Source organism: Epilithonimonas sp. 33E (assembly GCF_059372615.1).
The window spans coordinates 141,811-166,210 of the sequence record NZ_CM182009.1 but is presented as its reverse complement, the minus strand read 5'-3'; the positions used below and the strand labels follow the sequence as shown (position 1 = coordinate 166,210).

Sequence of the window (24,400 nt, the reverse complement as noted above, 5' to 3'; positions counted from 1 at the left end):
TATCTCCGGGCTATTTTTATTTTCTAAACATCTCAGTATGAGGAATATTATCTTCCAAATATTTTTTCCCTGTATCCAAAAATCCAAAGCCTGAATAAAATCTTAGCAAATAATCCTGCGCAGAGATCCTGATTTCCGATGTTCCCAAACGGTTCTCAATAATTTCTACAGCATACTGTATCAATTGCTTTCCCAAGCCTGTTCCTCTTCCTTTCTCCGTTGTTATGACTCTTCCAATTGATGTTTCCTGATATTTGATTCCTTTGTCGAAGATTCTGCAATAAGCTAAAACTTCACCTCCTTTTTCTGCCCAAAGATGAATCGCTTTTTGATCATACCCATCCAAATCGGGATATGGGCAATCTTGCTCAACAACAAATACATCAACTCTGGCTTTGATCACCGCATAAAGCTCATCAACTGTAAACTCCGGAAAAGTCTTGATTTTCCAAACAATATCATTCATCAAATTTCACTTTGTTTTTTTCCAAAAAGTCATTGGTTTTCTGGATATAATTCAGGATCAGATCGCCGCCTTCCTTTTTTTCTGCAGAAGTGATATACAAATCCGGTAGTTCTTCCCAGGACTGCAGCAATTCATTTTTATAAACCTCTACATTCTTTTCAGCAGCACCAGGTTTCAGTTTATCCGCTTTTGTAAAAACAATGGAAAATGGAACACCACTTTCTCCGCACCATTGCATGAATTCCAGATCTATTTTCTGTGGATTATGACGGATATCTACCAAAACAAAAAGATTAACCAGGTTTTTTCTGTTCAGGATATAATTTGTAATCAATTTTTCAAAATCCTTCCTCAGACTTTTGGAAACTTTGGCGTAACCATAACCCGGCAAATCCGTAAGGTACCAGCTTTCATTCACTAAAAAATGATTGATGAGCTGTGTTTTTCCCGGCGTCTGCGAAGTTTTAGCAAGATCTTTGTGATTCATCATCGCATTGATAAGAGAAGACTTTCCAACATTGGAACGTCCGATAAATGCGTATTCCGGGATTTTTGGTTCCGGGCATTCCTGCCATTTTTGGCTGCTTTTTACAAATTCTGCGGTTTTGATCTGCATATTTTTATAATTTAAAAACCATTAAGAATCAAATTTATTTAAAATTAAAAAATTCAAATTCTTAATGGTCTGAAAAGTTTTTATTGATTTTTGACTACATCACTTTTTGCAGCCATGCATATAGAATCTCATTGAACTCATCCGGCTTTTCCATCATTGCTGCGTGTCCGCATTTGTCGATCCAGTGCAGCTCAGAATTCGGGATGAACTTGTGCATATCTTCGGCTACTTCCGGCGGCGTTACATTATCCTGTTTTCCCCAGATGATGCAGGTTGGACAAGTGATCTTCGGAAGATCATTCAGCATATTATGTTTGATGGCGCTTCTCGCCAACATTACGGTTTTGATGCCTTTCATTCTGTCATTTACAACTGCAAAAACCTCATCTACCAATTCGTCAGTTGCAACAATCGGATCATAAAAAACATCCTGGGTTTTCTTTTTGATATAATCTTTGTCACTTTTTCTTGGAAAGCTGTCTCCAAAAGTCCTTTCATACAAACCAGAACTCCCTGTCAAAACAAGGTTTCTCACTAGTTCCGGGCGAGTTGTTGTTAGAATCAGCCCTATATGACCACCCATAGAATTCCCGACAATTGTCACAGGTTTCCCGATAACATCCTTAATGAATTTAGCTACAAACTTTGAAATTGATGTTAAATTGGTATTCAGAATTGGCAAATCATAAATAGGCAATTGCGGAACAAAGACCTGATAACCTTTGTCCGAAAAAAAATTAATCATTTTATCGAAGTTGCTCAAGCCCCCCATCAACCCGTGCAAAAGCACCATTGGATGACCCTCGCCTGCTTCTACATAGGTATATTTTGTGTCTTTTTTAGTTTTAAAAATCATAATGCTTACTCGATAACGCGCAAAAATACAAATAAAAGAATAATTTTTTTATTTAATCCTACTAAAATGGTCAAAATTAATTTATTTTAATATTGAATTCAACTCGTTGATTCTATTGATAATTGGCAAAGCGAAAATCCCGCTGGTTTGCAGATATAATTCATAGAATGTTTTGGCTTTGTCTGCAAAATCTTTTGTTCCTTCTAGTCGATAGTGAAACATAAAAATATTGCCCAGCATCTCATAATAATCTGCGTGGTCTTTGGATTCTCTTTCTTTTACAATCTCGATGACATCTTCTTTTGATTTCGAAGCTAATTCTTTGAAATTAATTTTAAAAATATCTTTCATCAGGGAATCGAAGTCTAGCTCTTTTTGCATCAGGCTTTCTTCCGGTTTTCCGAGAAGCAGTTTTTCTAAGGCTTGTGTTAATTGTCGAATTAATCTTAAAGTAAAATCTTTATCTTGAATCATAGTTTTTAGGTGCAAGGTGCGTGTTGCAGGTTTTTAGGTACGCCAATTATTCTTGACATATTCTACATAATTATAAATTTTTCCTCCCAGCAGCAAGTATTTATTTAGAATTTCCTGAAATTCAGACGCAATATCGGGGTATAACTTTATTACTTTTCTAAGGTGATTTGTAGTTTCATCACAACTTCCGTGAGACATTGTCAGAAACCTAAGATAGTCCGCTTTATAAATTCTTCTTCCATAACCTTCAACAATATTCGAATTGACAGAATCTGCAGAGCGTCTTATCTGGCTTCCCAATTCATAAAGTTCGTGTTTTGGAAGTTTAAATGTCAACTGATGTACAGCGATGAAAAGTTCGAACGATATCGTGTAAATATCTAATTTAAGATAACTCATTTGGTTTTTTTTATTCTTATTTAAAAATAAAAAAATCATTCCTTCTGACCAACATCTAGTCAGCGAATTTCAGAACCTGCAACCCGAAACTTGCATCTTGCATCTCAACTACCCAAAAAACAAATACGCTAAAACAATCGCAGTAATCACACCAACCAAATCTGCCAAAAGCATCGAACCAACTGTATATCTTGTATTTTTGATTCCAACCGACCCGAAATAAACGGCGATGACATAGAACGTTGTATCAGAACTTCCTTGCAAAATGGCGGATAATTTCCCCGGAAAACTGTCGGCTCCAAAAGTTTTCATCGTATCCACCATCATGCCGCGCGCTCCGGAACCGGATAATGGTTTTATCAAAGCGGTCGGTAATCCGTCAACGAATCTTGTATCGAGATGTGATGCGCTGGCAACCCATTTCATTCCGTCAATAATCACATCAAAAACGCCACTCGTTCTTAGCAATGAAATCGCGATTAACATTCCAACCAAATATGGGATAATCTTCACACAGACCGTAAAACCTTCTTTCGCACCATCGATAAATGCATCGAAAATGTTGATTTTTTTGTAAACTGCACCAAGAACAATCGCGAAGAAAATCAATAGGATAATTCCGTTGCTCATCACTTTGCTGAAAGAATCCAATTCTTCTTTATTCAGTTGAACCAGATAAATTACCAGTAATGCGATAATGGCAGAAATCCCGCCAACATAAGCTAAAACAATCGGTTGGAAAAGATTGATTTTTTGTCTGATAGAAACAATTATCATTGCGGCCATTGTTGCACAAAAAGTTGCAATCATACAAGGCAGAAAAATATCAGTCGGTGTTTCCGAACCCATGGATGAACGAATCGCAATAATGGAAACCGGGATCAATGTCAATCCGCTGGCGTGAAGACAGAGAAACATAATTTGGGCGTTGCTGGCTTTGTCTTTATCGGGATTCAAAGTTTGGAGACTTTCCATTGCTTTGAGTCCGAAAGGTGTAGCCGCATTATCAAGACCGAGAAGATTGGCACTGAAATTCAGCATCATATGCCCGAAAGACGGATGATTTTTCGGAATCTCCGGAAATAATTTTGAGAAGAATGGCTGAATCAATCGGCTTAGGAAATTAATTCCGCCTGCTTTCTCAGCAATGCTCATAAACCCCATAAACAAAGCCATAATTCCAATCAGTTTGAGACATATATTGACCGCTGTTTCGCTGGTTCCGATAACGCCATCGGTTTCGGCAACTCTGTAAGTTTTGACATTTTGAAGAGAATCCATCTTGTAATGAATGTGACTGTCTTCAAAATCAGGATTGGTTAATAATGATTTCTGAATTTCCGGAGAAATCTGAGCTAAAGGTTTTTGCGAAATCTGAATCGTGTCGCCACCTTTTCCTACAACCATATCATTAAAAATCTGGCTGTAATTCTCTGAACTGAAATACTTAATTGATGCAACCGCAATTGCTATAATAATGAAGGCGGACCAAATCCTGCTTAGAACCATTCGGAAAATTAATTTTTAGTAAATGTAAGAAAAGATATGAGATTTTAGAAGTTGGTTTTTAAAACTGTTTGCAGTCCATAAACACACTTTTGTCATTCCGTAGGAATCTCAACAATGAAAATCGTGAATGTTATATTTAGATTCCTACGGAATGACAAACTTCACGGTAAATGTTATGCTAAAATTTGAAGTCGAATTGTCGCGACCCGACTTGAGCGGAAATCCTTTTTACGCAACGCAGTGGAGTGAAAAGATTGACTTCGTCGAACCACTTCGTTAGGTTTGGGAGCCCTTCGACAAGCTCAGGATAAACTACAGGCGGATTAAGTCGCCCAAACGATTATTACAAAAAACTGACATTTATCATTTAATTCAAATTATACTTGTTTAGTATGAATTGAATTTTTAGTTTTGCAAAGGCTTTTTTTAAAACACTATTATGTCAGAAAAAATGTTTTGTTGCTACGATTTAACTTTTCGAATATATATGAAGAAGTAATAATAGTGTGTTTATTTTGAAAACCTTTCATACTTCTATGTGAAAGGTTTTTTATTTTTTAACTAATGAATAAAAATGATTGAATTGATAAACGTTTCCAAACGTTTTACTACTAAAAATAAGGTTGTCCAAGCCTTGTCGGATGTTTCCCTGACTGTTGAAAAGGGAGAAATCTTCGGTGTGATTGGAACTTCCGGTGCCGGGAAAAGCACGCTCATCAGATGCGTGAACCTTCTGGAAAAACCCAACGAAGGAAAAGTGATTGTCGATAATGTAGAATTGACAAAATTGTCCGAAGCTCAATTGACTTTGGAAAGAAGAAAAATTGCAATGATTTTCCAGCATTTTAATCTATTGTCATCTCGGACGGTTTTTGATAATGTGGCATTTCCGTTGAAATTAGAAGGAAAATCGAAGTCGGAAATCAAGGAGAAAGTGGATTCACTTTTGGAATTGGTCGGACTGAAAGAAAAGGCAAAAGATTATCCGGCGAATCTTTCCGGCGGACAAAAACAAAGAGTTGCGATTGCGAGAGCTTTAGCCAACGATCCGAAAGTTCTGTTGTGTGATGAAGCTACAAGCGCATTGGATCCTGCAACGACAAAATCGATTTTACAACTTCTTAAATCCATTAATCAAAAATTGAATCTCACGATTCTTCTTATCACACACGAGATGGAAGTGATTAAAAGTATTTGCGATAAAGTGGCCGTAATTGATAATGGCCAATTAGCGGAACAAGGAAAAGTAGAACAGATCTTCATTCATCCGGAAAAAGATATCACGAAAGGTTTTATACAAGCTTCTTTGAATGTAGAATTGCCTTCGATTTATCAGAATTCTATCAGCAATATTGACAGCGAGAATAACAATCCTTTGGTCAAAATTCTGATAAACGGAAACGAAGCTCAGAGTTCAGTTATCATTAATCTGTATGAGAAATTTAATGTTAAAGCTAAGATTATCAGTGCGCAACTGGAATATGTTGGTTACTTGAATTTTGGTGTTTTAATTCTGGAATTGCAGGGAAAAAATACCAATGAAGCTTTGACTTATTTGGAAAATGAATATACAAACACAGAAATTTTAGGTTATGTCGGATAGTATCATCAATTTGTTATTTCAAGGGACGATTGAGACAATTATAATGACCTTGGTTTCAGGATTTTTCGGATTTGTTTTAGGATTGCCGACGGGAATTTTTCTTTTCCTCACAAGAAAAGGCCAATTATTGGAAAATAAGATATCACACCAAATCGTATCTATTATAGTCAATATTTTCCGTTCGATTCCTTTTATCATTCTCATTGTCTGGATGATACCTTTCACAAGAACCATTGTAGGAACATCGATTGGCGTTTCCGCAGCACTAGTTCCGTTGAGTGTAGGTTCTGCTCCATTTATTGCAAGATTGGTAGAAAACAGCTTGTTGGAGATTCCTTCAGGATTGATAGAAGCAGCGAGATCAATGGGCGCAAAACCACTTCAAATTATCCGAAAAGTCCTTTTACCAGAAGCTTTGCCGTCGTTAATTAATAATGTGAGTATTACATTAATTACACTAGTTGGATATTCTGCAATGGGCGGCGCAGTTGGTGCCGGCGGTTTGGGACAAGTTGGTTATCAATACGGTTATATCGGATATGATTTTGCAGTAATGAATGCGGTTCTAATATTATTAATCGTACTGGTTTTCATTATTCAGGTTTCCGGAGACTTTCTTTCAAAAAAATTCAATCATAGATAAAATTTAAAAAATGAAGACGAAAATATTGACTTTAGCATTAGCTATTATTACATTATCAGCCTGCAGCAAAAAAGAATCGAATCCGAATGTTCTGAAAGTGGGAATCGCAACCGGGCCAGAACAAAACATTGCCGAAGCGGCTAAAAAAGTAGCGAAAGAAAAATACGGCTTGGATGTGGAATTGGTTACCTTTAATGACTATGTCGTTCCGAATGAAGCTCTGAACCAAGGTGATGTTGATGTGAACGCTTTTCAGCATTTACCTTATCTTGAAGAGCAATCCAGACAACGTGGTTATAAATTAGCAGTTGTGGGAAAAACTTTTGTTTACCCGATTGTAGCTTATTCAAAAAAAATAAAATCAGTTTCCGAATTGCAACCCGGACAAACTATTGTGATTCCTAATGACCCGACCAATGGCGGACGTTCATTATTGTTATTACAAAAGCAAGGTATTTTGAAGTTGAAAGATGACGTTGGATTGTTGCCTAAAGTAACTGACATTATCGCTAATCCGAAAAACCTGAAAATCCTGGAATTGGAAGCACCTCAGATTCCAAGGGTTTTGGAAGACAAAGAAGTAGCTTTGGCAATTATCAATAATAATTTTGCGGCTCAAGCTGGTCTTGACCCTGAAAAAGAAGGATTATTCAAAGAAGATAAGGATTCGCCTTACGCTAATCTTATCGTTGCAAGAGAAGATAATAAGAATGATGAAAAAGTGAAAAAATTTGTACAAGCATACCAATCTCCGGAAGTAGAATCTGCGGCGCAACAAACCTTCAAAGGTGGAGCGGTGAAAGCGTGGTAAAACTTCTATTATATATCTAATTTTTTAAGTTGACGATTCTTCTGAGTCGTCAATTTGATTATTCCAAATACACCAACGTTGTTTTATCAACGTCTTGATCCGTATCAGTTATCAGAACAGCATTTGCGGTTCTCTTCTGTAATTCCTGAATAAAAAAGCTGCTTTCAAAAAACTGACGATGGATTCCCGGAACGAGCGTCATAAAATAATCCATTCCAACTCTGTTATTATGAAGGTCCATTTTGGTTTCTAACGGTTCATTCGGGAAAAGTTCTTCGTGCATATCTGTAAGTTTTTTGCACCATTTCAGAGATTTATTTGGTGATGAGACTTTACAGAAATACATCATGATCAGGCAACACCAGTAAGCGTGTCGGAATGCATTTCCTTTTCCGCTGTTAGAATTGGTTTTCGGATAAAGCTCTTTGGCTTTGGTAAATGTCTTAAAACTGGCATAAGTATATAAGAACGCAAATAAAGGATGCATTAATCCAATAGAAAAGACCTTCAAGAGCTTTTTTAAGGTCAATGATTTTAAAGTCCTGAAAAATATGCTTACAAATCTCATAAAAAACTCTCCCAGATTTGAGAGAGTGAGTTTTTTTATAATTATTAACTGTTTGGATTAATGATATTCGTGCATCAAAAGCTTTACAGCTCTGGAAACTTGCTGTTTGATTTCCGTCCTTTTCACGATAAAATCAACAAATCCTTTTTCCTGCAGGAATTCCGATGTCTGGAAGCCCTCAGGCAAATCTCTTCCTATTGTTTCACGGATAACTCTTGGCCCCGCAAAACCAATCAAAGCACTTGGTTCAGCAATAATCAAATCAGCTGTCATTGCAAACGATGCTGTGATACCGCCAAAAGTAGGGTCAGTCAAATAGGCGATATAAGGTAAACCGGCATCGGAAAGCTGAACCAGCTTAGCCTGAACTTTCGCCAATTGCATAAGTGAATATGCTGCTTCCTGCATTCTCGCTCCACCGGATTGGCAGATAATCATATAAGGCAATTTGTGTTTGATACAATAATCAATAGCTCTTCTGATTTTTTCTCCCATTACAGAACCTAAAGAACCTCCGATAAAAGCAAAATCCATACAGGAAACTACCATTTCTACACCATTCACTTTTCCGGTTGCATTACGGATAGAATCTGTCAGTTTTGTTTTTGATTTCACTTCTTTCAGACGGTCTGTGTAAGTTTTTGTATCCTTGAATTTCAGGATATCAACACTTTCAACATCAGCATCCAATTCTTTGAATTTCTGATCATCAAAAAGCATATCGAAATATTCTCTGCTGCCGATTCTTACATGGAAACCGTCTTCCGGAGATACAAAATTATTCGCTTTAAGTTCTTCCGCTTCTATAATTTTTCCGGTTGGAGTTTTATGCCAAAGACCTTTTGGAACATCTTTTTTGTCTTCCGTGGAAGTTGTAATGTTTTGGGTTTTTCTTTTAAACCAATCAAATGCCATATTCTATAATTGATAAATGAAAAATGATAACTGATGAGAAAAACGACTGAACCATTTATCGCTCATCAATTATCATTTATAAATTATTAAAGTGTATTGATATTGTTCAGATCTTCAAAAGCCTGAGTCAATCTCTTGATATACGTTTCTTCTCCTTTTCTTACCCAGACTCTTGGATCGTAGAATTTCTTATTTGGAGCATCGGCACCAGTTGGATTTCCGATCTGATGGCGCAGATATTCAATCTGTTCTGTCATATAATCTCTGATTCCTTCTGTGTAACCGAATTGTAAATCTGTATCGATATTCATTTTTACAACACCGTAGCTGATTGCTTCTCTTATTTCTTCCAAAGTAGAGCCAGATCCACCATGGAACACAAAATTTACCGGTTTCTCCCCTGTACCAAATTTCTCCTGAACATATTTCTGAGAATTATCAAGGATTTTTGGAGTTAATTTTACGTTGCCCGGCTTATAAACACCATGTACATTACCGAAAGCGGCAGCAATTGTAAAATTATCAGACACTTTTTTCAAAACTTCATAAGCATGTGCAACCTCTTCGGGTTGTGTGTATAATTTTGAGCTGTCAACATCAGAGTTATCAACACCATCTTCTTCACCTCCGGTTACTCCAAGTTCAATTTCTAGAGTCATTCCCATTTTTGCCATTCTTTCGAAATATTTAGCAGAAACTTCGAGATTTTCTTCCAAAGGTTCTTCAGAAAGATCCAGCATGTGAGAAGAATATAATGGTTTTCCCGTCAGTCTGAAATGTTCTTCACTTGCATCTAAAAGACCATCAACCCAAGGCAATAATTTTTTTGCACAATGGTCTGTATGCAGGATTACTGTCGCTCCGTAAGCTTCTGCCAAAGTATGGATGTGCTTTGCACCAGCAATAGCTCCAAGTATAGAAGCCCTTTGACCATCATTGCTCAAGCCTTTTCCTGCATTGAAAGCCGCACCACCATTTGAAAACTGGATAATTACAGGAGCGTTTAGTTTTGCAGCAGTTTCCAAAGTTGCATTGATATTACTAGAGCCAATCACATTAGCAGCAGGAAGCGCAAATTGCTTTTCTTTTGCATAATCAAATATCTCTGTTACTAAAGAACCAGTGGCAACTCCTGCCGGAAATTTTCTGCTCATTTTTATTATATTTTTTAAGATTTTTTGGACTGTAAAGTTACGAAATTATTAATAATTCTAACTTCAATTAATATACTATGTTAAGAATAATTTTTCAATAATTAATTTCTCTTGTCATTTCCCCAAAGCAACTTCTGGCGGATTGTTTCGTAGAAACTGAAATTTTTCGGTTTGATAAGGAACAAAGAAAATTCTGCTTTTTCAATGATAATCTCACTCCCCACTTCCATATGATAAAGCCTTGAATCCAAAGCCAAAGTGTATTGCGGAACCCGGCTTTTAACTGTCAGTTTTATTTTCGAGTCATCTTTTACAATCAGTGGACGGACATTCAGGTTATGAGGCGCTATTGGCGATATCGCAAAATTATCGTTCGTCGGAGAAATAATCGGTCCGCCACAACTCAGCGAGTAGGCCGTGGAACCGGTTGGTGTTGATACGATCAATCCATCGCCCCAGAAAACATTCAGAAACTCATCATTAATGTAAGACTCGACCGTAATCATTGATGTCGTTTCTTTTCTGGAAAGACTGACATCATTCAAAGCGAATGGAAAATCGATTTCAGAATTATCATTTGTCGTGATTTTAATTACCGATCTTTCACTGATATTATAATTCTTTTCAAGGATAATCGAATCCAATTCGTCAAAAATCTGGTCTTTCCGGAAATTGGCCAAAAACCCCAATCGTCCTGTATTAACCCCAATAATCGGAATTTCAAGATCCTGTATAAAAGTCAACGCATTAAGAATAGTTCCATCGCCCCCGAAACTAAAAACGATATTGACATTCTTATTTTTAAGTCCCTCTTTGCCGGAAAATGTTTCGAATTCTTTGGAAAAATTCAGATTTTCCGCCATCTCGGCGTGAAGAACAACGGACACTTCTCTCAGCGCCAATTCTGAAATGAACCGATTGAGATACAAAAACGTATCAAGATCTTTCTTTTGAGAATAAATGGCTGCTTTCATAATTAAATCTCCAAAAATTTCTGAAAAAATCCGAACCGGTCTTTCAAGAGTTCTTCTTTCTCATCGTCATAATGTTTATGGACTACAACATAACCGTATCTCTCAAAAGTTTCATCTATAGAACTTAGATTTTCGTTACTGATCTTGAGTGTAATTTCTATACTATCCTCTTTGATTGCATTGATGAAAACGCCATAGATCTTAGCATTGTTACTTTCCACAATCTGCGAAATCTCTGTCATAGAATAGTGCAGGCCGTTGGTCTGGATGGTCAGTATTGCACCATTTTCCGAGAACAGCGGATATTTGGAAAACTCATTAAAAATATCATCACAGGAGATGTAACCCAGATACTTTTCTTCCTTCGAAATAACGGGAACCACATTGGAATTAAAAATATGGAAAAGCTTGATGCTGTCCAACAGACTGCTGTCTTCCATAATCGCAAAACGCTCAAAATGAATATTGAGAGAATCCAGTTTTCCTTCAGGACTGTCTTCTAAAAAAGACTGACTGAGCCCTCCTAGGAAAAGACCCTTGTTCACAATGAAAACGTGGGAATATCCGAATTCTTTAGCAACCTCAGAAGCCTCTTCTATAGAGTCTTTGACGCTGAAAGCTGGATAATCTTTGGAGATGTAGTCTTTGATAAACATTATGCTAATTTACAAAAATTACTCAGCCAGAAAAGATTTTAAAAATTTTTATACTTTTTTTACAAAACTGTTGCTTCGTATTAATTTAAAAATATATCTTTGTCGCCTTTCATTTTTACTTTTTATTAGATTTATTTCAAACTGCGGCACTTCTGGTGTTTGCAGTTTTTTATTATCTAAATGTAAGATTCTTCGCAAATTCCCAGATCACAATTCCGCCACAGACGCTTACATTCAGAGAATGTTTGGTTCCTAACTGAGGAATTTCCAGAAAATTATCAATATTCCCAAGCGCATCATCACTGATCCCATCGACTTCGTTCCCAAGAATCAAGGCATATTTTTTTTCCGGATCAATTTCAAAATCCGTTATTAACTGACTGGATGAAGTCTGTTCAATGCCAATAATCTCAAAGTTTTCTTTTTTAAGATTGTCTATAACCACATTAATATCCTGCTCATAAACCCAATCCACACTCTCTGTTGCACCCAATGCGGCTTTATGAATCTCGCGGTGAGGTGGTTGAGGCGTGATTCCGCAAAGCACCACTTTTTCTATTAGAAAAGCATCACCAGTCCGGAAGATCGCTCCTACATTATGCATACTTCTAACACTATCCAAAATCACAACCAAAGGAATTTTAGCTGTTCTTTTGAACGTTTCCACATCTATTCTTCCCAGTTCTTCTAGTTTCAGTTTCTTTGTCACAGTCAGACTTTATTTAAAATTAAATCGATACTTCTTTCGATATTTTGAGAAATGGCTTCCATAGGAATATCATTCTCATCATTATTGAACGGATCTTCTATCTCTTCCGCAATCAGTTCCAAACTCATCAGAACATAATATACAAACATCGTAATGGGAATCATAAAACAACCCAGATTAACAACATTAGCAATTGGTAAAGCCATTACATAAAAGATAATAAACTTCTTTATAAATGATGAGTACGAATATGGAATAGGCGTATTTTTAATTCTTTCACAACCGCCGCAAACATCTAAAAAGCCGGATAACTGCGTGTCCAAAAATAACATCTCGGTGTCAGAAATTTTTCCTTCTTTTTTAAGCTGGTACAGTTTTTTAGTCAACAGAAAAATCAATTCTGCCGGCGGATGATGTTTCAGCTCCTTAGCCAAATCTGCAAAACCTTCATCCAGAACCAATCTTGTTGATTCTTTGGAAAGGTGGCTATTCAGGAAGTGAGGGAAAAATTTCAGGTATTTTGCAATTTGAGTCCTGTTTTTAATATCAGATTCCGGAAGGATGCTGTTAATCTTAATGACAAAATTCCGGCTGTCATTAACCAGTTTACCCCAAAGCTTCCGCCCTTCCCACCAACGATCGTAAGCTGTGTTTGTCCTGAAAACCAACAGCAAAGACAAAACAAACCCCAGCAAAGAATGGATCATCCCGATATTGCTTACAGAAGATTTGGATGTCAGATGCAAAAATTCTACTTCAAAATAATAGACTGCATATGAGTAAATGCCGACTAAAACAATTGTTGGGAAAAGAACCTTCAGTGTATCACTTTTATGAAGACTGATAAGTATTTTCAGGAAATTTTTTGTGTTATAAGCACGCATGCTTTGTGATTTGGATACAAAGATAAAATATTATTGCCTCGCTTTTATATTTTCGAAAATCAGAAATTTGAGCATATTCTAATACAAGACAAATTAATGTAATTGCTAAAGTTTAAATTTCTGGAAAATATTTTTAAATTTAAACATTCAAAAACCAATCGATGTCAGATAAAGAGAAATTCATCACAGATCTTAACGCAAAATATAATCCGAAAGGAGAACATATCATTCTTGGAAAAGGAATGCTTGACGGCGAAGTTGTAACGGAAGTCAATGTTTCGATCCCACTTAAAACCGTAAACCGGCACGGATTAATTGCCGGCGCAACGGGAACCGGAAAAACCAAAACGCTTCAGGTTTTTGTGGAGCAATTGTCTCACGCAGGAATCCCAACTTTGGTAATGGATATCAAAGGAGACCTTTCCGGAATTGCAGAAGCAGGGACAGAAAATGACAACATCAAAGACCGTTATGCCAAAACGCAGTTGCCTTATTCCCCACAGAGCTTTCCGGTAGAACTGATGACTATTTCCGGAACAAAAGGTGTGAAACTGAGAGCCACTGTGTTGGAATTCGGACCAATCTTGTTAAGTAAAATTCTTGGACTCAATGATACCCAGCAAAGCATCATGTCTATTGTTTTCAAATACTGTGATGACAAAGCTTTGCCTTTGGTTGATTTGCAGGATTTGAAAAAAGTTTTGCAATACGTAACGGATAATCCGGTTGGTAAAAAAGAACTGGCTGACAATTACGGTTCTATTGCACCGGCATCTTTGGGCGCAATCTTACGCTCGATTGTCGCAATGGAACAACAAGGTGCATCGACTTTTTTCGGCGAACCAAGTTTTGAAGTTGAAGACCTGCTAAAAACCAGAGACGGAAAAGGTGTTGTGAATATTTTCCGTGTGGATGACATCCAAAACAAACCGAATCTTTTCTCAACGTTTATGTTATCGCTTTTTGCAGAAATCTATATGACCTTTCCTGAAGAAGGCGACAGTGGAAGACCAAAATTGGTTCTATTCATAGATGAAGCACATTTGATTTTCAATGAAGCTTCGAAGGCATTGCTTTCCCAGATTGAAACAATGGTAAAATTAATCCGTTCAAAAGGCATCGGTATTTATTTTATCACTCAGATTCCTGGCGATGTTCCGGAAAATATATTGAGTCAGCTTGGTTTGAAAATCCAGCATGCCTTGAGAGGATTCACAGCCAAAGACAGGAAAGAAATTGATAAAGCGGTAGAAAATTATCCAATTACAGAATTCTACAAAGCTAATGAACTCATTCAGAATCTTGGTATTGGAGAAGCTTTCGTAACAGCTCTTGACGAAAAAGGAATTCCGACGCCTTTGGTTCAGACTTATCTGATTTCTCCGGAAAGCCGAATGGATGTCTTAACCTCATCAGAAATTGATGAACTAACAAGAAATTCGGAACTCGTCAGAAAATATGAACAGACCATTGATAAGGAAAGTGCTTACGAAATACTCAATAGAAGATTAGAAGAACATTCTCAAACCGTAATTCCTACACCAACGAGAACCGTACAACCTAAAGAAGAACCGGGAATGTTTGAACAGGTAATGGAAAGCCGTGCCGGAAAAACCTTTATGACAACATTGGCGAGAGAAGGTGCGAAGTTTATTTTAGGAATGTTTAGCCTGAAGAAAAGGAGATAATAACTAATTCAATGGATTATAAACTGATCGAGAAACTACAGACATTTTTGCCATTAGGTTATTTGTATCTAATAATCCTGGGAATCCTGAGAGATGGTGTATTTTTCTATATGTTAGGAATTAATTTCCTGAAATATTCTTCAATAATGGATATTTTGATAAGTCCTATCTCAGAATTGACCTCTCAGCCAATTATCTTATTGACAGTCACTTTCATGATTACAGGCTTCTTTTTTTATTATAATTTTCTTGCCAATAATAGCCATAAGAAATGGGTTCGTGATTCCATGGTAGCCAAAAAATACCTTAAAAAAAATCCTGGTTCGAGTGATCTCGACCTGAAAGTGCATATTAAAAAGCAAGTTTATTTTGCAATTGCATTTATGATTTCTGCTTTCTTTCTTGGTGGCGGTGTTGGAACGGGACTCAATGTAAAAGACAGAATTACAAATAATAAGCTAAAAATAAAACACAGGATTACCGATGATTCTGGAAATCAAAAAGATATTTATCTCATTGACTCCAATAGCGCTTATTTCTTTTATGTTGAGAAGGGAAGTAAGACAATTACAATCGTTCCGGTAGGCTCAATTAAGAAAATAGAGCTCATCAACAACAAAATGTTTGAGAAAGGAAATCTCTCAAGTTTCTTAACTTTGTAGAACGAAAAATGTAGATGTATTCAGTAATAGACATAGAAAGTAACGGAGCGCCTTTTAGAAAAGAAAGCATTATAGAAATTGCCATCTATCGGTTTGATGGTCACGAGATTACAGACCAATTCATCTCACTCGTTAATCCAGAAGATGAGATTTCCAGCTTTGTTCAAAAACTGACAGGAATTACACAGAAAATGGTAATTACTGCGCCTAAATTCCATGAGATTGCGAAGCGTGTTGTGGAAATCACACAGGATTCTATATTGGTGGGACATAATATCGACTTCGATTACAGAATGCTTCGTCAATCATTCAAACGCCTTGGCTATGAATTCAAAATCAAAACTTTAGATACAATTCCGTTAGCTCAAAAACTGATTCCTGAGGAGAAAAGCTACTCTTTGAGCAAACTTTGCAAATCCATTGGGATTCCGTTGAGTGAAGCTCATCGTGCAAGTGGTGACGCAAGAGCAACTTTGGACTTATTTAAACTACTGATTATCAAAGACAAAAATAACGAAATCATCCAATCGCAACAAGAAGAAAGCCTAGAGAAAGATTACATCAGTAAAGTTCAGATTCTAACGGAAGATCTGCCAAACGAAAGAGGGATTCTATATTTCCAAAACAGCGACGGGAAAATCATCTGTTCTGATGTTGTTGAAGACCTTTATAAGTCTGCCAAGAAAATTTTCGATTCCGACAAAGCGAAATATAAAAAAATCCAGGAAGAGACCGAGAAAATCTCTTATGAACTTACCGGCACGGATTTGATTGCCAAACTGATGATGCAAAATAAAGGAATCCAAAAAAGGCAACCACTGACTTTTGGACTGTTTTACAGAAAAAACAAATACATTCTTGAGAAAATTAAACTCCAGGAAGATAAACCCTTACTGAGATTCAAGAGTTTTACACAAGGCTTGAAAGCCATTAATTATATCAAATCCAGAGAAGAACTGAAAGATTTGGCAGAACTTACTCAGAAAATCAATCTCAAAGGAAGGAATGAAATCTGGTCTTCATCCGGAAGAACTTTGGGCGAAAAATCATTTCTGGTTTTAGAGAAAGGCAAATTAACTGGTTTTGGTTTTTATGAATTATACCATCAGATTCAGTCATTGGAGAAAATCAAAAAGCTGATGTTGCCAGTTCCAAGATTTTCACAGGATTTGCAGAATGATTTGCAGTTGGCGCTTTTGAGGAATGAGTATGAGGTTTCTCCGCTTCCCGAGAAATAAAAATCAAACCAAAACATTGCAGGATTTACAGATAAACTCTAATTTTGCGAAAAATTTTAACAAAAGCAATGCAAATATTTAAGCAAAACAAAATCGGAAAAAAGGGAGCTGTAAGGTTCTCTAAGGTTTGGAATGTATAAAGAGTTGCATGCATAAGATATCTATTGCGGCAGACTCTTTTTATAAGAATCTGCCTTTTTATTTTTAAAAATCTACTTTATGACAAATCAGGACTTGCTGGCTATAGCAAAAGAATTCGGGACACCCGTTTATGTGTATGACGTTAATTCGATACGCGAACAATACGAAAAGTTGACTTCTTCTTTCTCGAAGAACACAAGATTTTTCTATGCAGCCAAAGCTTTAACCAATATCAACATCCTGAAATATGTCGAAAAGTTAGGTGCTTCTCTTGACTGTGTTTCTATCAACGAAGTTAAATTAGGATTGAAAGCAGGTTTTACCAATGACAGAATCCTTTTCACTCCAAACTGTGTTGACCTTGCAGAAATCGAGGAAGCAATGTCTCTGAATGTTCATATCAACATCGATAATATTTCGATTTTAGAACAATTTGGAAATAAATTCGGTGGTTCTTATCCGATTTTTGTGAGAATCAATCCTCATATCTTTGCCGGAGGAAATTATAAAATCTCAACCGGTCACATCGATTCCAAATTCGGAATTTCTATTCATCAACTTCGTCATATCGAGCGTGTGATGAAATCGACCAACATCAATGTGGAAGGACTTCATATGCACACGGGAAGCGAGATCAAGGACCCGGATGTTTTTCTCCAAGGTCTTGACATTATGTTCGAATTGGCAGAACATTTCCCGAATCTGAAATATCTTGATATGGGAAGCGGTTTCAAAGTTCCTTATCAAGACGGTGACTTGGAAACAGACGTAAAATCTCTTGGAAAAAAAGTCAACGCAGCAATCAAAAAACACGAAGAAACTTCTGGGAAAAAATTCCAGCTTTGGTTTGAACCTGGGAAATTCTTGGTTAGTAAAAGTGGACATTTTTTGGTAAAATCTAATGTCATCAAACAAACAACAGCAACGGTTTTTGTAGGTGTTAATTCCGGATTTAATCATTTGATTCGTCCGATGTTCTACGATTCTTATCACATTATCGAGAATCTTTCTAATCCAAAAGGTCCGGAAAGAATCTATACTGTGGTTGGAAACATATGTGAGACGGATACTTTTGCCTGGGACAGAAAAATCAATGAAGTAAGAGAAGGTGATGTGATTGTCTTCAGAAACGCTGGAGCTTATGGTTTTGAAATGAGTTCGAATTTCAATTCCAGATTGAAACCTGCCGAAGTAATGTTCCTTGATGGAAAAGCTCATCTTATCAGAAAAAGAGATGAATTCGAAGATTTATTAAAAAATCAGATTGAAGTTTTGTAATTTGTTGCTAATCAGAACAGTTTTGGCATAAAATTTCATTCTAAAATCATATAAATCAAATACTATGAAATCATTACTATTTTCATTGAGCTTGCTGATCAGTTCATTGGCATTCGCTCAGAATAATGACGTTGAAGAATCTATGAACATCGATATTCCTATGATGGATACTTCTTCCAGCTCGGTAACTTATAACATTCGCGGGATTTATCAGATAAAAGATACTAATTGTAATCCTTCTCAATTTAACAGCCTAAGATATCCCGGCGGTACTGATGCATATATCAAAGACCTTAAAGAAAAATTACAACAAAATGTAAACTGGAACACTTATTCTGTTAACGGATTGTTCTTTGTGAAACTGGATATTACCAAAGATGGTGTTCTTTCCAAAGTTGAAGCAGGGCCAAAAGTGCCAAACAGTGAGCCTTTCCTTAGAGATTTAAAAGACGCTGCAACCAAGGTTAATAAGACCTGGATTCCCGCAAAATGTAATGGCAAACCGGTAGATTCTAAAGCAATTCTTAAGATCGATTTTTCATCGATGACTTATGACAATGCCTTTAATTAATGTGAAAATAATAGGATTAATAAACCCATCTAAAAGCAAAATATATCAATAAAAAAAAGCGTTCGGAGTTATCTGAACGCTTCTTTTTCCTTCATTTGGATTTTCATGTGTTATTTTATGCAAATCTAGAGTTTATTTACATCAAATAAAATGAACCACGGTTAAGAAATTCGTCTTCTTATTCTGCTGAGAGCCTGTGGTGTTATACCCATATAAGAAGCGATATGTTTTAATGGGATTTTTTGGAATAGATCAGGCTGGTCTTTCATTAGCTTGAGATATCTCTCTTCTGCTGTATCACTTAGAAAAGAGAACTCTCTATTCAGTTTTTCTACATAAAGTGTTTCCACAGTCAGTCTTCCCACAAGATTACCTACAGCCTGAGATCTGTAGATCTCCTGTAAGTCATCGTAATGGATCTGCCAGACAACCATATCCGTTAGTGCTTCTATGTCACATCTGGATGGTGTGCGTTGGGTGAAAGAATCATAGGCGGTAAGAAACTGATGCTGAAATACAAACCTTATAGTCAGTTCTTTATTTTCTTTATTAAAAAAAAGTCTTGCTGCACCGGTTTCTACGAAAGAAAGGTAATTGTCAACTTCTCCTTTTTTGAGAATAATATCTTTTTTCTTGTATTCTTTTCTGACATTTTTTTCCACAAAAGGTTTCCAGTTTTCTTCTGTGAGCGGAATATTTTTAGAAAGCAGATATTGTCTTATAAACTCCATTCAGATTATTTATAGATTGACTCCAATTCCCGCATATACTCATAAGCCGTCAGATCAAATTTTACAGGAACAATACTTATATAGCCGTTTGCCAATGCCGTTTCGTCAGCATCTTCGGATTCATCCATATTATTGAAGTAGCCTGTCAGCCAGTAATATTTTCTTCCGTGGGGATTCACTCTTTCGTCAAAACTTTCCTCCCATTTGGCATTCGCCTGTTTGCAGACCTTGATACCCTTGATTTCTTCTTTGTTCAGTTTCGGAATATTAACATTCAGAACGATGCCTTTTGGCATTGGATTTTCAAGAGTTTTAAGAACGATATCTCTGATAAATTCTTCTGCCTGATCAAAGTCCGCTTCCCATTTCAAATCAGAAAGAGAAAATCCGATAGCCTGTAAACCTTCCACTCCGGCTTCAACAGCCGCACTCATCGTCCCGGAATAGATAACATTGATGGACGAATTCGCACCATGATTGATGCCTGAAACTACCAAATCCGGTCTTCTAGGAAGTATTTTATCCAGAGCCATTTTCACACAATCCACAGGTGTTCCGGAACAGGAAAAATCTTTTTGGGGACCATCAAGATTCAGCTCTTCGAAGCTTAAAGTAGAATTGATGGTGATTGCGTGGCCTTTTCCACTTTGCGGAGAATTGGGTGCAACAACTACTACTTCCCCAATTTTGTTCATTATGCTGATTAATTTTCTAATTCCTGGTGCTGTGATTCCGTCATCATTGGTTACCAATATCAATGGTCTGCTCATAAATTTTCGTTTTATATTTTTTCTTTTTTTGACGATTTTTCAAAAATCACTCAAAATTAACCAATTTATAATACTTTAATTAAAATAAGGTGTTAAATTTGGTTTCGTTTTTGAATATCTTCGTAACATTCAAAACGAACCAAATACTAATCCAAGTACAGATTTAAAATTATATGTTCAAAAAAATCAAGTTAAAGAAACTCTTGATGTTTGCGCCGCTGATGACGCTTATGTTCTGTTTCAACTCTCCACAAAATGATGATGAAAAAATGCAGACCATTATGGTCAGCGTGAAAAATACACTTTCATATCTTCATTACAGCCCAAAACCAATTAATGATGCCTATTCACAAGATGTTTATGATAAATATTTTGAAAGCGTAGATGCTTCAAAAAGATATTTTCTGCAGTCTGATATGGACGAATTTAAGAAGCATTATACCAAGCTGGATGATTACCTTAACCAAGGAAATCTTATTTTCTACAAATTAACGGTTGACCGTCTTTATCAGCGTGTTGACGATATTGATAAAATGACTCAGGATATTTTTTCTAAACCGATCAATTTGAACGAAGACGAAGAATTAATCATCGAACCAAAAAAAAGAACAAATCCTGCTGATGCAAAGCAACAGTACAATGAATGGAAAAAATATATCAAATATAATATCCTTCAGGAGATTGAAACACTGAACAGCAAAGAAGAGGCTCAAAAAAAGAAAAAAGATTCTGTGGTTAATAATAAGCTGAAAGACACTATAAAATACGAACCGCTTTCTGCTGAGAAAAAGCGTGAAAAGGCAACTGCTGAAGTAAAAGATTTGATTACCGATTCTTTCAGAAGATTCAAGAAAAGAAAGAAAATGGATTGGTTCTCAGTTTATATGAATGCTTATACCGAAGTTTTTGACCCGCATACCAATTACTTTTCGCCAAAAAACAAGGAAGAATTTGATATGCAATTTACCGGGAAGGTGATTGGCATCGGTGCTTTGATTCAGGAAAAAAGAGGTTATCTCTATCTGGGTGAGTTGACAATAGGCGCACCAGCCTGGAAATCAAAACAATTGACTTCCGGTGATAAAATCCTTAAAGTCAAATCCAAACCGAACGAAGAACCTGTGAATGTTGTCGGAATGTTGTCTGATGAGGCAGTTCGGCTAATCCGGGGTGAAAAAGGAACACCTGTAACCTTAACAGTTGAAAAAAAGGATAAAACCATCAAAGAGGTGACAATGATCCGAGAAGAAGTGACCATAGAAGATACTTTCGCAAGAAGTATTGTTGTTAATTCTAAAAACGGTAAAAAATACGGCTTCATCTACTTGCCAAGTTTTAATGTAGAATTTGAAAAAGAAAACGGCGGAAGGAATGCATCGGATGATATCAAAGCTGAATTAATCAAGCTAAAGAAAGAAAATGTAGAAGGTATTATCCTTGATTTGAGAAGCAATGGTGGCGGCTCTTTGACAGAAGTTGGTGACATCATGGGATTATTTATGAATTCCGGCCCTTATGTTCAGGTAAAAGACAGCCGTGGAAAAATCCAGGTTTTGACTGATAAATCCAATCAACCGATTTGGACAGGCCCACTTGTGATTATGCAGAACGAATTGTCTGCATCGGCTTCAGAAATCCTTGCAGGAGCCATGCAGGATTATGGCAGAGCTGCTGTCATCGGTTCGCCAAGCTCTTTCGGGAAAGGAACTGTTCAGACGTTTGTGGAACTTAACAGGTTCCTGAATACCAATGATGACTTTGGCGCTTTAAAATTGACAATTCAAAAATTCTATAGAGTTTCCGGGGAATCGACTCAGAGGAAAGGTGTGGAAGCTGACCTTAAAATGAAGGATTTCTTCTCATATGCAGAAGTGGGAGAACGTTTTGACCAGTTTGCTTTGCCTTGGGACAAAATCGAAGCCACGAACTATAAAAAATTAACGGGATTAAATGTTCCTCAACTGCAGGCAGAACTGGACAAACAGTTGGTAAACAACAACAATTACAAGTTGTTACAGGAATCCGCAGAATGGAAAGAAGCACTTGACAAGGAAGAGACTATTCCATTGAACCAGGCCAAATTCAATGAGCTGATGAAAACACGTAAAGCACAAATCGAAAAGTTTAAAGGTTTGGATAAATTCAATAACGGACTGAAATTTACCCTTCACACAGACGAAGCGGAAAGAATCAAAAAAGACGAAGCGTTTGCCAAGAAAACAGAAAACTGGAGAAAGAATCTTGAAAGAGATTTCTATTTGGAAGAAACAGTAGATGTACTTTCGAAGATCAAATAATAAAAAAGGAACTCAGATTTGAGTTCCTTTTTGTTTGAAAATTCTTTCTAAACTTTGTTTTGCAAGAAATTGACTATTTTACAATAAGCTTTTTTTCAACAATAACGGATAATCTTCCTGGGTCGACTAATTCATTGTGATTAGAGTTATTTTTGAGGGTCACAAAAACTTTATTTCCAGGATAATGAACCATTCCTGTTAGTGTAAATTCGTTAAATCTATATTCGTTAAGTGTTGTCAAAGTTACCGTAACAATATCTCCATGTTCTGCATCTAATATATCATCTACCAGGAGGGTGTGTCGATCTCCCGAATTAAGTGTACCAAAAGAATAATCGAGACTTTTTGCCAATATGTCATCGCTTATTACTTTATAATTTTTTCCATCCCACAGGTATCTTTCTGTTTGCGTATTTCTAATCACGGCTTGTTTAATATTTTGAAGTACACCTCTATTTCCCCGTGTCTCTGTTGTGTCTGTGTAAGTTTGCCTACAATTTCTGATAATTAGATTCCTTATTGACTTAGCTAGAATTCGACCTTTAATATCACAATTATCAAAAACAATATTATCAAAAAGATAAACACCATTTTCTAAGTTATACCTATAAACACCATTTTCTATATTATTTTGAAGGCCTGAAATCTTTAAAGCAAAGTACTCATTGGGAGTATTATCTAGACCAGCATCAAACTGACAGTGATCAAAAAAAATGTTACTTCTTTCTAAGACAATGACATTTCCTGGTTCATACAATAATAAACCTGCATTTTGGTTTTCAACAAATTTAGAATTAATAAAATGTATGTCTTGAAAGTTCGTTCCTATACCATATCCTTCTAAGTCAAATCCATTTCCATATAATTTTTCACTTTCGTCAGTGGAGCCTTTTTCACCCTCAAGAATTGCGTCATTAATATTTCTGCCATTTCTATAGAATCTTGAGTTTCTTATGTTCATCATTTTTATACTATCTCCACTTGCACCGTGTCTTCTGTTCCATTCGCAAATTAGTCCATCAATTTCTATATCATATGCTGCAAATAGTGAATCATCAGTATTTTGATTTTTCAGTCCGCTATATATTTGTAGACCATCTGTTGCACAAAACTGTAATGCACAATTCTTAATTTTAATTCTTGTTACCTTTCCTTTGATACAAATTCCCTGTCTTCCTCCATTTTTTTCAGTTGCCGAAAGATTTGTATGTGCAGCTCTGTTGCCATCTATATTTACATTTTCTATGACAATATTAGTTTCTTTTTGACCGTTGTCTGCACGATCATATACTTTTCTAGCATATTTGGACGCCATAATAAGGCTTTCGTCTAAAGTATCCGGATCGATATCATTACCAATACATAAAACACTAACATCTATCTGATCGGTTCCAATTGATTTTAAATAGAAATTCCTAAAAGTAATATTAGATTTGAGCCAGATGGAGTGAACATTATATTCTTGTTCGTCCCCTTCTATTATCGAATGAGAAGGCGCAAAATCAATAGCCATATTGATAACATCACTTGCATCCTCACCCACCATCAGATGTTTATACCAAGCAATTCGTATCGGTCCCTGGTATTCGCGTTTATAAAACGTACCACATTCGAATTCTTTGTACATCACACCATCACATTTCGTAGAATCCATAGATGTTCCATCGTGAAAAACATCTGTTTTTACATAATTTACGACCTCAAAAGTATTTGGGTCTGTAATCTGAATTTTTGTCATTTTAATAAAGTTTAAATTATTTACGACTCAAATCTATTCGGTCATAACG

General features: G+C 36.3%; 25 protein-coding genes. 9 read left to right on the top strand and 16 right to left on the bottom strand.

Annotated elements, in window-relative coordinates; translation table 11 throughout:
- Positions 1–16: 16 nt before the first annotated feature.
- From AC5P2S_RS00805 to AC5P2S_RS00780, 6 genes are all read right to left on the bottom strand, one after another.
- Entirely contained in the window at positions 17–466 is a 450-nt protein-coding gene (locus AC5P2S_RS00805) for a GNAT family N-acetyltransferase (protein WP_283415738.1), read from the bottom strand.
- Positions 459–1,082, bottom strand: a complete 624-nt coding sequence (gene yihA, locus AC5P2S_RS00800; RefSeq protein WP_283415739.1) for a ribosome biogenesis GTP-binding protein YihA/YsxC — start codon at positions 1,080–1,082, stop codon at positions 459–461. The genes AC5P2S_RS00805 and yihA overlap by 8 nt, the downstream gene beginning before the upstream one ends.
- A gap of 94 nt (positions 1,083–1,176) precedes the next feature.
- Positions 1,177–1,938 (bottom strand): alpha/beta fold hydrolase, encoded by a 762-nt coding sequence (locus AC5P2S_RS00795; protein ID WP_283415740.1) that lies wholly within the window; start codon positions 1,936–1,938, stop codon positions 1,177–1,179.
- An 81-nt stretch (positions 1,939–2,019) separates the two neighbouring features.
- A complete protein-coding gene (locus AC5P2S_RS00790) occupies positions 2,020–2,412 on the bottom strand; it encodes a hypothetical protein (RefSeq protein ID WP_494555884.1) in 393 nt (130 codons plus the stop codon).
- A 33-nt stretch (positions 2,413–2,445) separates the two neighbouring features.
- On the bottom strand, positions 2,446–2,811 hold the full coding sequence (locus tag AC5P2S_RS00785; RefSeq protein WP_494555883.1) for a four helix bundle protein: 366 nt from the start codon (positions 2,809–2,811) through the stop codon (positions 2,446–2,448).
- Positions 2,812–2,919: 108 nt separating this feature from the next.
- Positions 2,920–4,320 carry a nucleoside recognition domain-containing protein gene (locus AC5P2S_RS00780; RefSeq protein WP_494555882.1) on the bottom strand — a complete coding sequence of 467 codons (1,401 nt, stop codon included), beginning with the start codon at positions 4,318–4,320 and terminating at the stop codon, positions 2,920–2,922.
- Positions 4,321–4,894: 574 nt separating this feature from the next.
- Between AC5P2S_RS00780 and AC5P2S_RS00775 the strand changes: the two genes are divergently transcribed.
- Genes AC5P2S_RS00775 through metQ form a run of 3 tightly spaced genes read left to right on the top strand, consistent with a single transcriptional unit; the run spans position 4,895 to position 7,377 of the window.
- Positions 4,895–5,923 (top strand): methionine ABC transporter ATP-binding protein, encoded by a 1,029-nt coding sequence (locus AC5P2S_RS00775; RefSeq protein WP_494555881.1) that lies wholly within the window; start codon positions 4,895–4,897, stop codon positions 5,921–5,923.
- Positions 5,913–6,566 carry a methionine ABC transporter permease MetI gene (metI, locus tag AC5P2S_RS00770; RefSeq protein ID WP_494555880.1) on the top strand — a complete coding sequence of 218 codons (654 nt, stop codon included), beginning with the start codon at positions 5,913–5,915 and terminating at the stop codon, positions 6,564–6,566. The genes AC5P2S_RS00775 and metI overlap by 11 nt, the downstream gene beginning before the upstream one ends.
- A 10-nt stretch (positions 6,567–6,576) precedes the next feature.
- Positions 6,577–7,377, top strand: coding sequence for a methionine ABC transporter substrate-binding lipoprotein MetQ (gene metQ / locus AC5P2S_RS00765; protein WP_494555879.1), 801 nt, complete (start codon positions 6,577–6,579; stop codon positions 7,375–7,377).
- 58 nt (positions 7,378–7,435) lie between these two features.
- Here the strand turns inward: metQ and AC5P2S_RS00760 are convergent, their stop codons facing one another.
- The 7 genes from AC5P2S_RS00760 to AC5P2S_RS00730 form a co-directional block, all read right to left on the bottom strand.
- Entirely contained in the window at positions 7,436–7,864 is a 429-nt protein-coding gene (locus AC5P2S_RS00760; RefSeq protein WP_494555878.1) for a DUF6973 domain-containing protein, read from the bottom strand.
- Positions 7,865–8,002: 138 nt separating this feature from the next.
- A complete protein-coding gene (gene accD / locus AC5P2S_RS00755; protein WP_283415748.1) occupies positions 8,003–8,860 on the bottom strand; it encodes an acetyl-CoA carboxylase, carboxyltransferase subunit beta in 858 nt (285 codons plus the stop codon).
- Positions 8,861–8,946: 86 nt separating this feature from the next.
- Entirely contained in the window at positions 8,947–10,014 is a 1,068-nt protein-coding gene (gene fbaA / locus AC5P2S_RS00750; protein ID WP_283415749.1) for a class II fructose-bisphosphate aldolase, read from the bottom strand.
- 101 nt (positions 10,015–10,115) lie between these two features.
- Complete coding sequence (locus tag AC5P2S_RS00745) at positions 10,116–10,988, bottom strand: NAD kinase (protein WP_283415750.1); 873 nt, start codon at positions 10,986–10,988, stop codon at positions 10,116–10,118.
- A 2-nt stretch (positions 10,989–10,990) separates the two neighbouring features.
- Complete coding sequence (locus AC5P2S_RS00740) at positions 10,991–11,644, bottom strand: CBS domain-containing protein (protein WP_494555877.1); 654 nt, start codon at positions 11,642–11,644, stop codon at positions 10,991–10,993.
- A 172-nt stretch (positions 11,645–11,816) separates the two neighbouring features.
- Positions 11,817–12,353: an RNA methyltransferase gene (locus AC5P2S_RS00735; protein ID WP_494555876.1), complete on the bottom strand. Its 537-nt coding sequence runs from the start codon at positions 12,351–12,353 to the stop codon at positions 11,817–11,819.
- Between the two features lie 2 nt (positions 12,354–12,355).
- A complete protein-coding gene (locus tag AC5P2S_RS00730; protein ID WP_283415753.1) occupies positions 12,356–13,237 on the bottom strand; it encodes a bestrophin family protein in 882 nt (293 codons plus the stop codon).
- A gap of 161 nt (positions 13,238–13,398) precedes the next feature.
- Between AC5P2S_RS00730 and AC5P2S_RS00725 the strand changes: the two genes are divergently transcribed.
- From AC5P2S_RS00725 to AC5P2S_RS00705, 5 genes are all read left to right on the top strand, one after another.
- A complete protein-coding gene (locus AC5P2S_RS00725) occupies positions 13,399–14,925 on the top strand; it encodes a helicase HerA-like domain-containing protein (RefSeq protein ID WP_283415754.1) in 1,527 nt (508 codons plus the stop codon).
- Positions 14,926–14,936: 11 nt separating this feature from the next.
- Positions 14,937–15,587: a hypothetical protein gene (locus AC5P2S_RS00720; RefSeq protein WP_283415755.1), complete on the top strand. Its 651-nt coding sequence runs from the start codon at positions 14,937–14,939 to the stop codon at positions 15,585–15,587.
- A 14-nt stretch (positions 15,588–15,601) separates the two neighbouring features.
- Positions 15,602–16,825, top strand: coding sequence for a 3'-5' exonuclease (locus AC5P2S_RS00715; RefSeq protein ID WP_494555875.1), 1,224 nt, complete (start codon positions 15,602–15,604; stop codon positions 16,823–16,825).
- Between the two features lie 219 nt (positions 16,826–17,044).
- The gene (gene lysA, locus AC5P2S_RS00710) at positions 17,045–18,244 is read left to right on the top strand and encodes a diaminopimelate decarboxylase (RefSeq protein WP_283415757.1); all 1,200 of its coding nucleotides are present in this window, start codon (positions 17,045–17,047) and stop codon (positions 18,242–18,244) included.
- A 64-nt stretch (positions 18,245–18,308) separates the two neighbouring features.
- Positions 18,309–18,815, top strand: coding sequence for an energy transducer TonB (locus tag AC5P2S_RS00705; protein WP_494555874.1), 507 nt, complete (start codon positions 18,309–18,311; stop codon positions 18,813–18,815).
- Positions 18,816–18,976: 161 nt separating this feature from the next.
- On the opposite strand, the gene AC5P2S_RS00700 is transcribed toward AC5P2S_RS00705, so the two are convergent.
- Both AC5P2S_RS00700 and surE read right to left on the bottom strand, forming a co-directional pair.
- Complete coding sequence (locus tag AC5P2S_RS00700) at positions 18,977–19,546, bottom strand: Crp/Fnr family transcriptional regulator (protein ID WP_283415759.1); 570 nt, start codon at positions 19,544–19,546, stop codon at positions 18,977–18,979.
- Positions 19,547–19,551: 5 nt separating this feature from the next.
- Positions 19,552–20,316 carry a 5'/3'-nucleotidase SurE gene (gene surE / locus AC5P2S_RS00695; RefSeq protein ID WP_494555873.1) on the bottom strand — a complete coding sequence of 255 codons (765 nt, stop codon included), beginning with the start codon at positions 20,314–20,316 and terminating at the stop codon, positions 19,552–19,554.
- Between the two features lie 173 nt (positions 20,317–20,489).
- Here surE and AC5P2S_RS00690 point away from each other — a divergent pair, with 173 nt between their 5' ends.
- Positions 20,490–22,613, top strand: a complete 2,124-nt coding sequence (locus AC5P2S_RS00690; RefSeq protein ID WP_494555872.1) for a carboxy terminal-processing peptidase — start codon at positions 20,490–20,492, stop codon at positions 22,611–22,613.
- A 73-nt stretch (positions 22,614–22,686) separates the two neighbouring features.
- On the opposite strand, the gene AC5P2S_RS00685 is transcribed toward AC5P2S_RS00690, so the two are convergent.
- Positions 22,687–24,351, bottom strand: a complete 1,665-nt coding sequence (locus AC5P2S_RS00685; RefSeq protein WP_494555871.1) for a hypothetical protein — start codon at positions 24,349–24,351, stop codon at positions 22,687–22,689.
- Positions 24,352–24,400 lie beyond the last annotated feature (49 nt).

Excerpts from the sequence above, each read along its gene's own strand:
- AC5P2S_RS00805 (WP_283415738.1), bottom strand. The coding sequence starts at position 466 with ATGAATGATATTGTTTGGAAAATCAAGACTTTTCCGGAGTTTACAGTT.
- yihA (WP_283415739.1), bottom strand. The coding sequence starts at position 1,082 with ATGCAGATCAAAACCGCAGAATTTGTAAAAAGCAGCCAAAAATGGCAG.
- AC5P2S_RS00795 (WP_283415740.1), bottom strand. The coding sequence starts at position 1,938 with ATGATTTTTAAAACTAAAAAAGACACAAAATATACCTATGTAGAAGCA.
- AC5P2S_RS00790 (WP_494555884.1), bottom strand. The coding sequence starts at position 2,412 with ATGATTCAAGATAAAGATTTTACTTTAAGATTAATTCGACAATTAACA.
- AC5P2S_RS00785 (WP_494555883.1), bottom strand. The coding sequence starts at position 2,811 with ATGAGTTATCTTAAATTAGATATTTACACGATATCGTTCGAACTTTTC.
- AC5P2S_RS00780 (WP_494555882.1), bottom strand. The coding sequence starts at position 4,320 with ATGGTTCTAAGCAGGATTTGGTCCGCCTTCATTATTATAGCAATTGCG.
- AC5P2S_RS00775 (WP_494555881.1), top strand. The coding sequence starts at position 4,895 with ATGATTGAATTGATAAACGTTTCCAAACGTTTTACTACTAAAAATAAG.
- metI (WP_494555880.1), top strand. The coding sequence starts at position 5,913 with ATGTCGGATAGTATCATCAATTTGTTATTTCAAGGGACGATTGAGACA.
- metQ (WP_494555879.1), top strand. The coding sequence starts at position 6,577 with ATGAAGACGAAAATATTGACTTTAGCATTAGCTATTATTACATTATCA.
- AC5P2S_RS00760 (WP_494555878.1), bottom strand. The coding sequence starts at position 7,864 with ATGCATCCTTTATTTGCGTTCTTATATACTTATGCCAGTTTTAAGACA.
- accD (WP_283415748.1), bottom strand. The coding sequence starts at position 8,860 with ATGGCATTTGATTGGTTTAAAAGAAAAACCCAAAACATTACAACTTCC.
- fbaA (WP_283415749.1), bottom strand. The coding sequence starts at position 10,014 with ATGAGCAGAAAATTTCCGGCAGGAGTTGCCACTGGTTCTTTAGTAACA.
- AC5P2S_RS00745 (WP_283415750.1), bottom strand. The coding sequence starts at position 10,988 with ATGAAAGCAGCCATTTATTCTCAAAAGAAAGATCTTGATACGTTTTTG.
- AC5P2S_RS00740 (WP_494555877.1), bottom strand. The coding sequence starts at position 11,644 with ATGTTTATCAAAGACTACATCTCCAAAGATTATCCAGCTTTCAGCGTC.
- AC5P2S_RS00730 (WP_283415753.1), bottom strand. The coding sequence starts at position 13,237 with ATGCGTGCTTATAACACAAAAAATTTCCTGAAAATACTTATCAGTCTT.
- AC5P2S_RS00725 (WP_283415754.1), top strand. The coding sequence starts at position 13,399 with ATGTCAGATAAAGAGAAATTCATCACAGATCTTAACGCAAAATATAAT.
- AC5P2S_RS00720 (WP_283415755.1), top strand. The coding sequence starts at position 14,937 with ATGGATTATAAACTGATCGAGAAACTACAGACATTTTTGCCATTAGGT.
- AC5P2S_RS00715 (WP_494555875.1), top strand. The coding sequence starts at position 15,602 with ATGTATTCAGTAATAGACATAGAAAGTAACGGAGCGCCTTTTAGAAAA.
- lysA (WP_283415757.1), top strand. The coding sequence starts at position 17,045 with ATGACAAATCAGGACTTGCTGGCTATAGCAAAAGAATTCGGGACACCC.
- AC5P2S_RS00705 (WP_494555874.1), top strand. The coding sequence starts at position 18,309 with ATGAAATCATTACTATTTTCATTGAGCTTGCTGATCAGTTCATTGGCA.
- AC5P2S_RS00700 (WP_283415759.1), bottom strand. The coding sequence starts at position 19,546 with ATGGAGTTTATAAGACAATATCTGCTTTCTAAAAATATTCCGCTCACA.
- surE (WP_494555873.1), bottom strand. The coding sequence starts at position 20,316 with ATGAGCAGACCATTGATATTGGTAACCAATGATGACGGAATCACAGCA.
- AC5P2S_RS00690 (WP_494555872.1), top strand. The coding sequence starts at position 20,490 with ATGTTCAAAAAAATCAAGTTAAAGAAACTCTTGATGTTTGCGCCGCTG.
- AC5P2S_RS00685 (WP_494555871.1), bottom strand. The coding sequence starts at position 24,351 with ATGACAAAAATTCAGATTACAGACCCAAATACTTTTGAGGTCGTAAAT.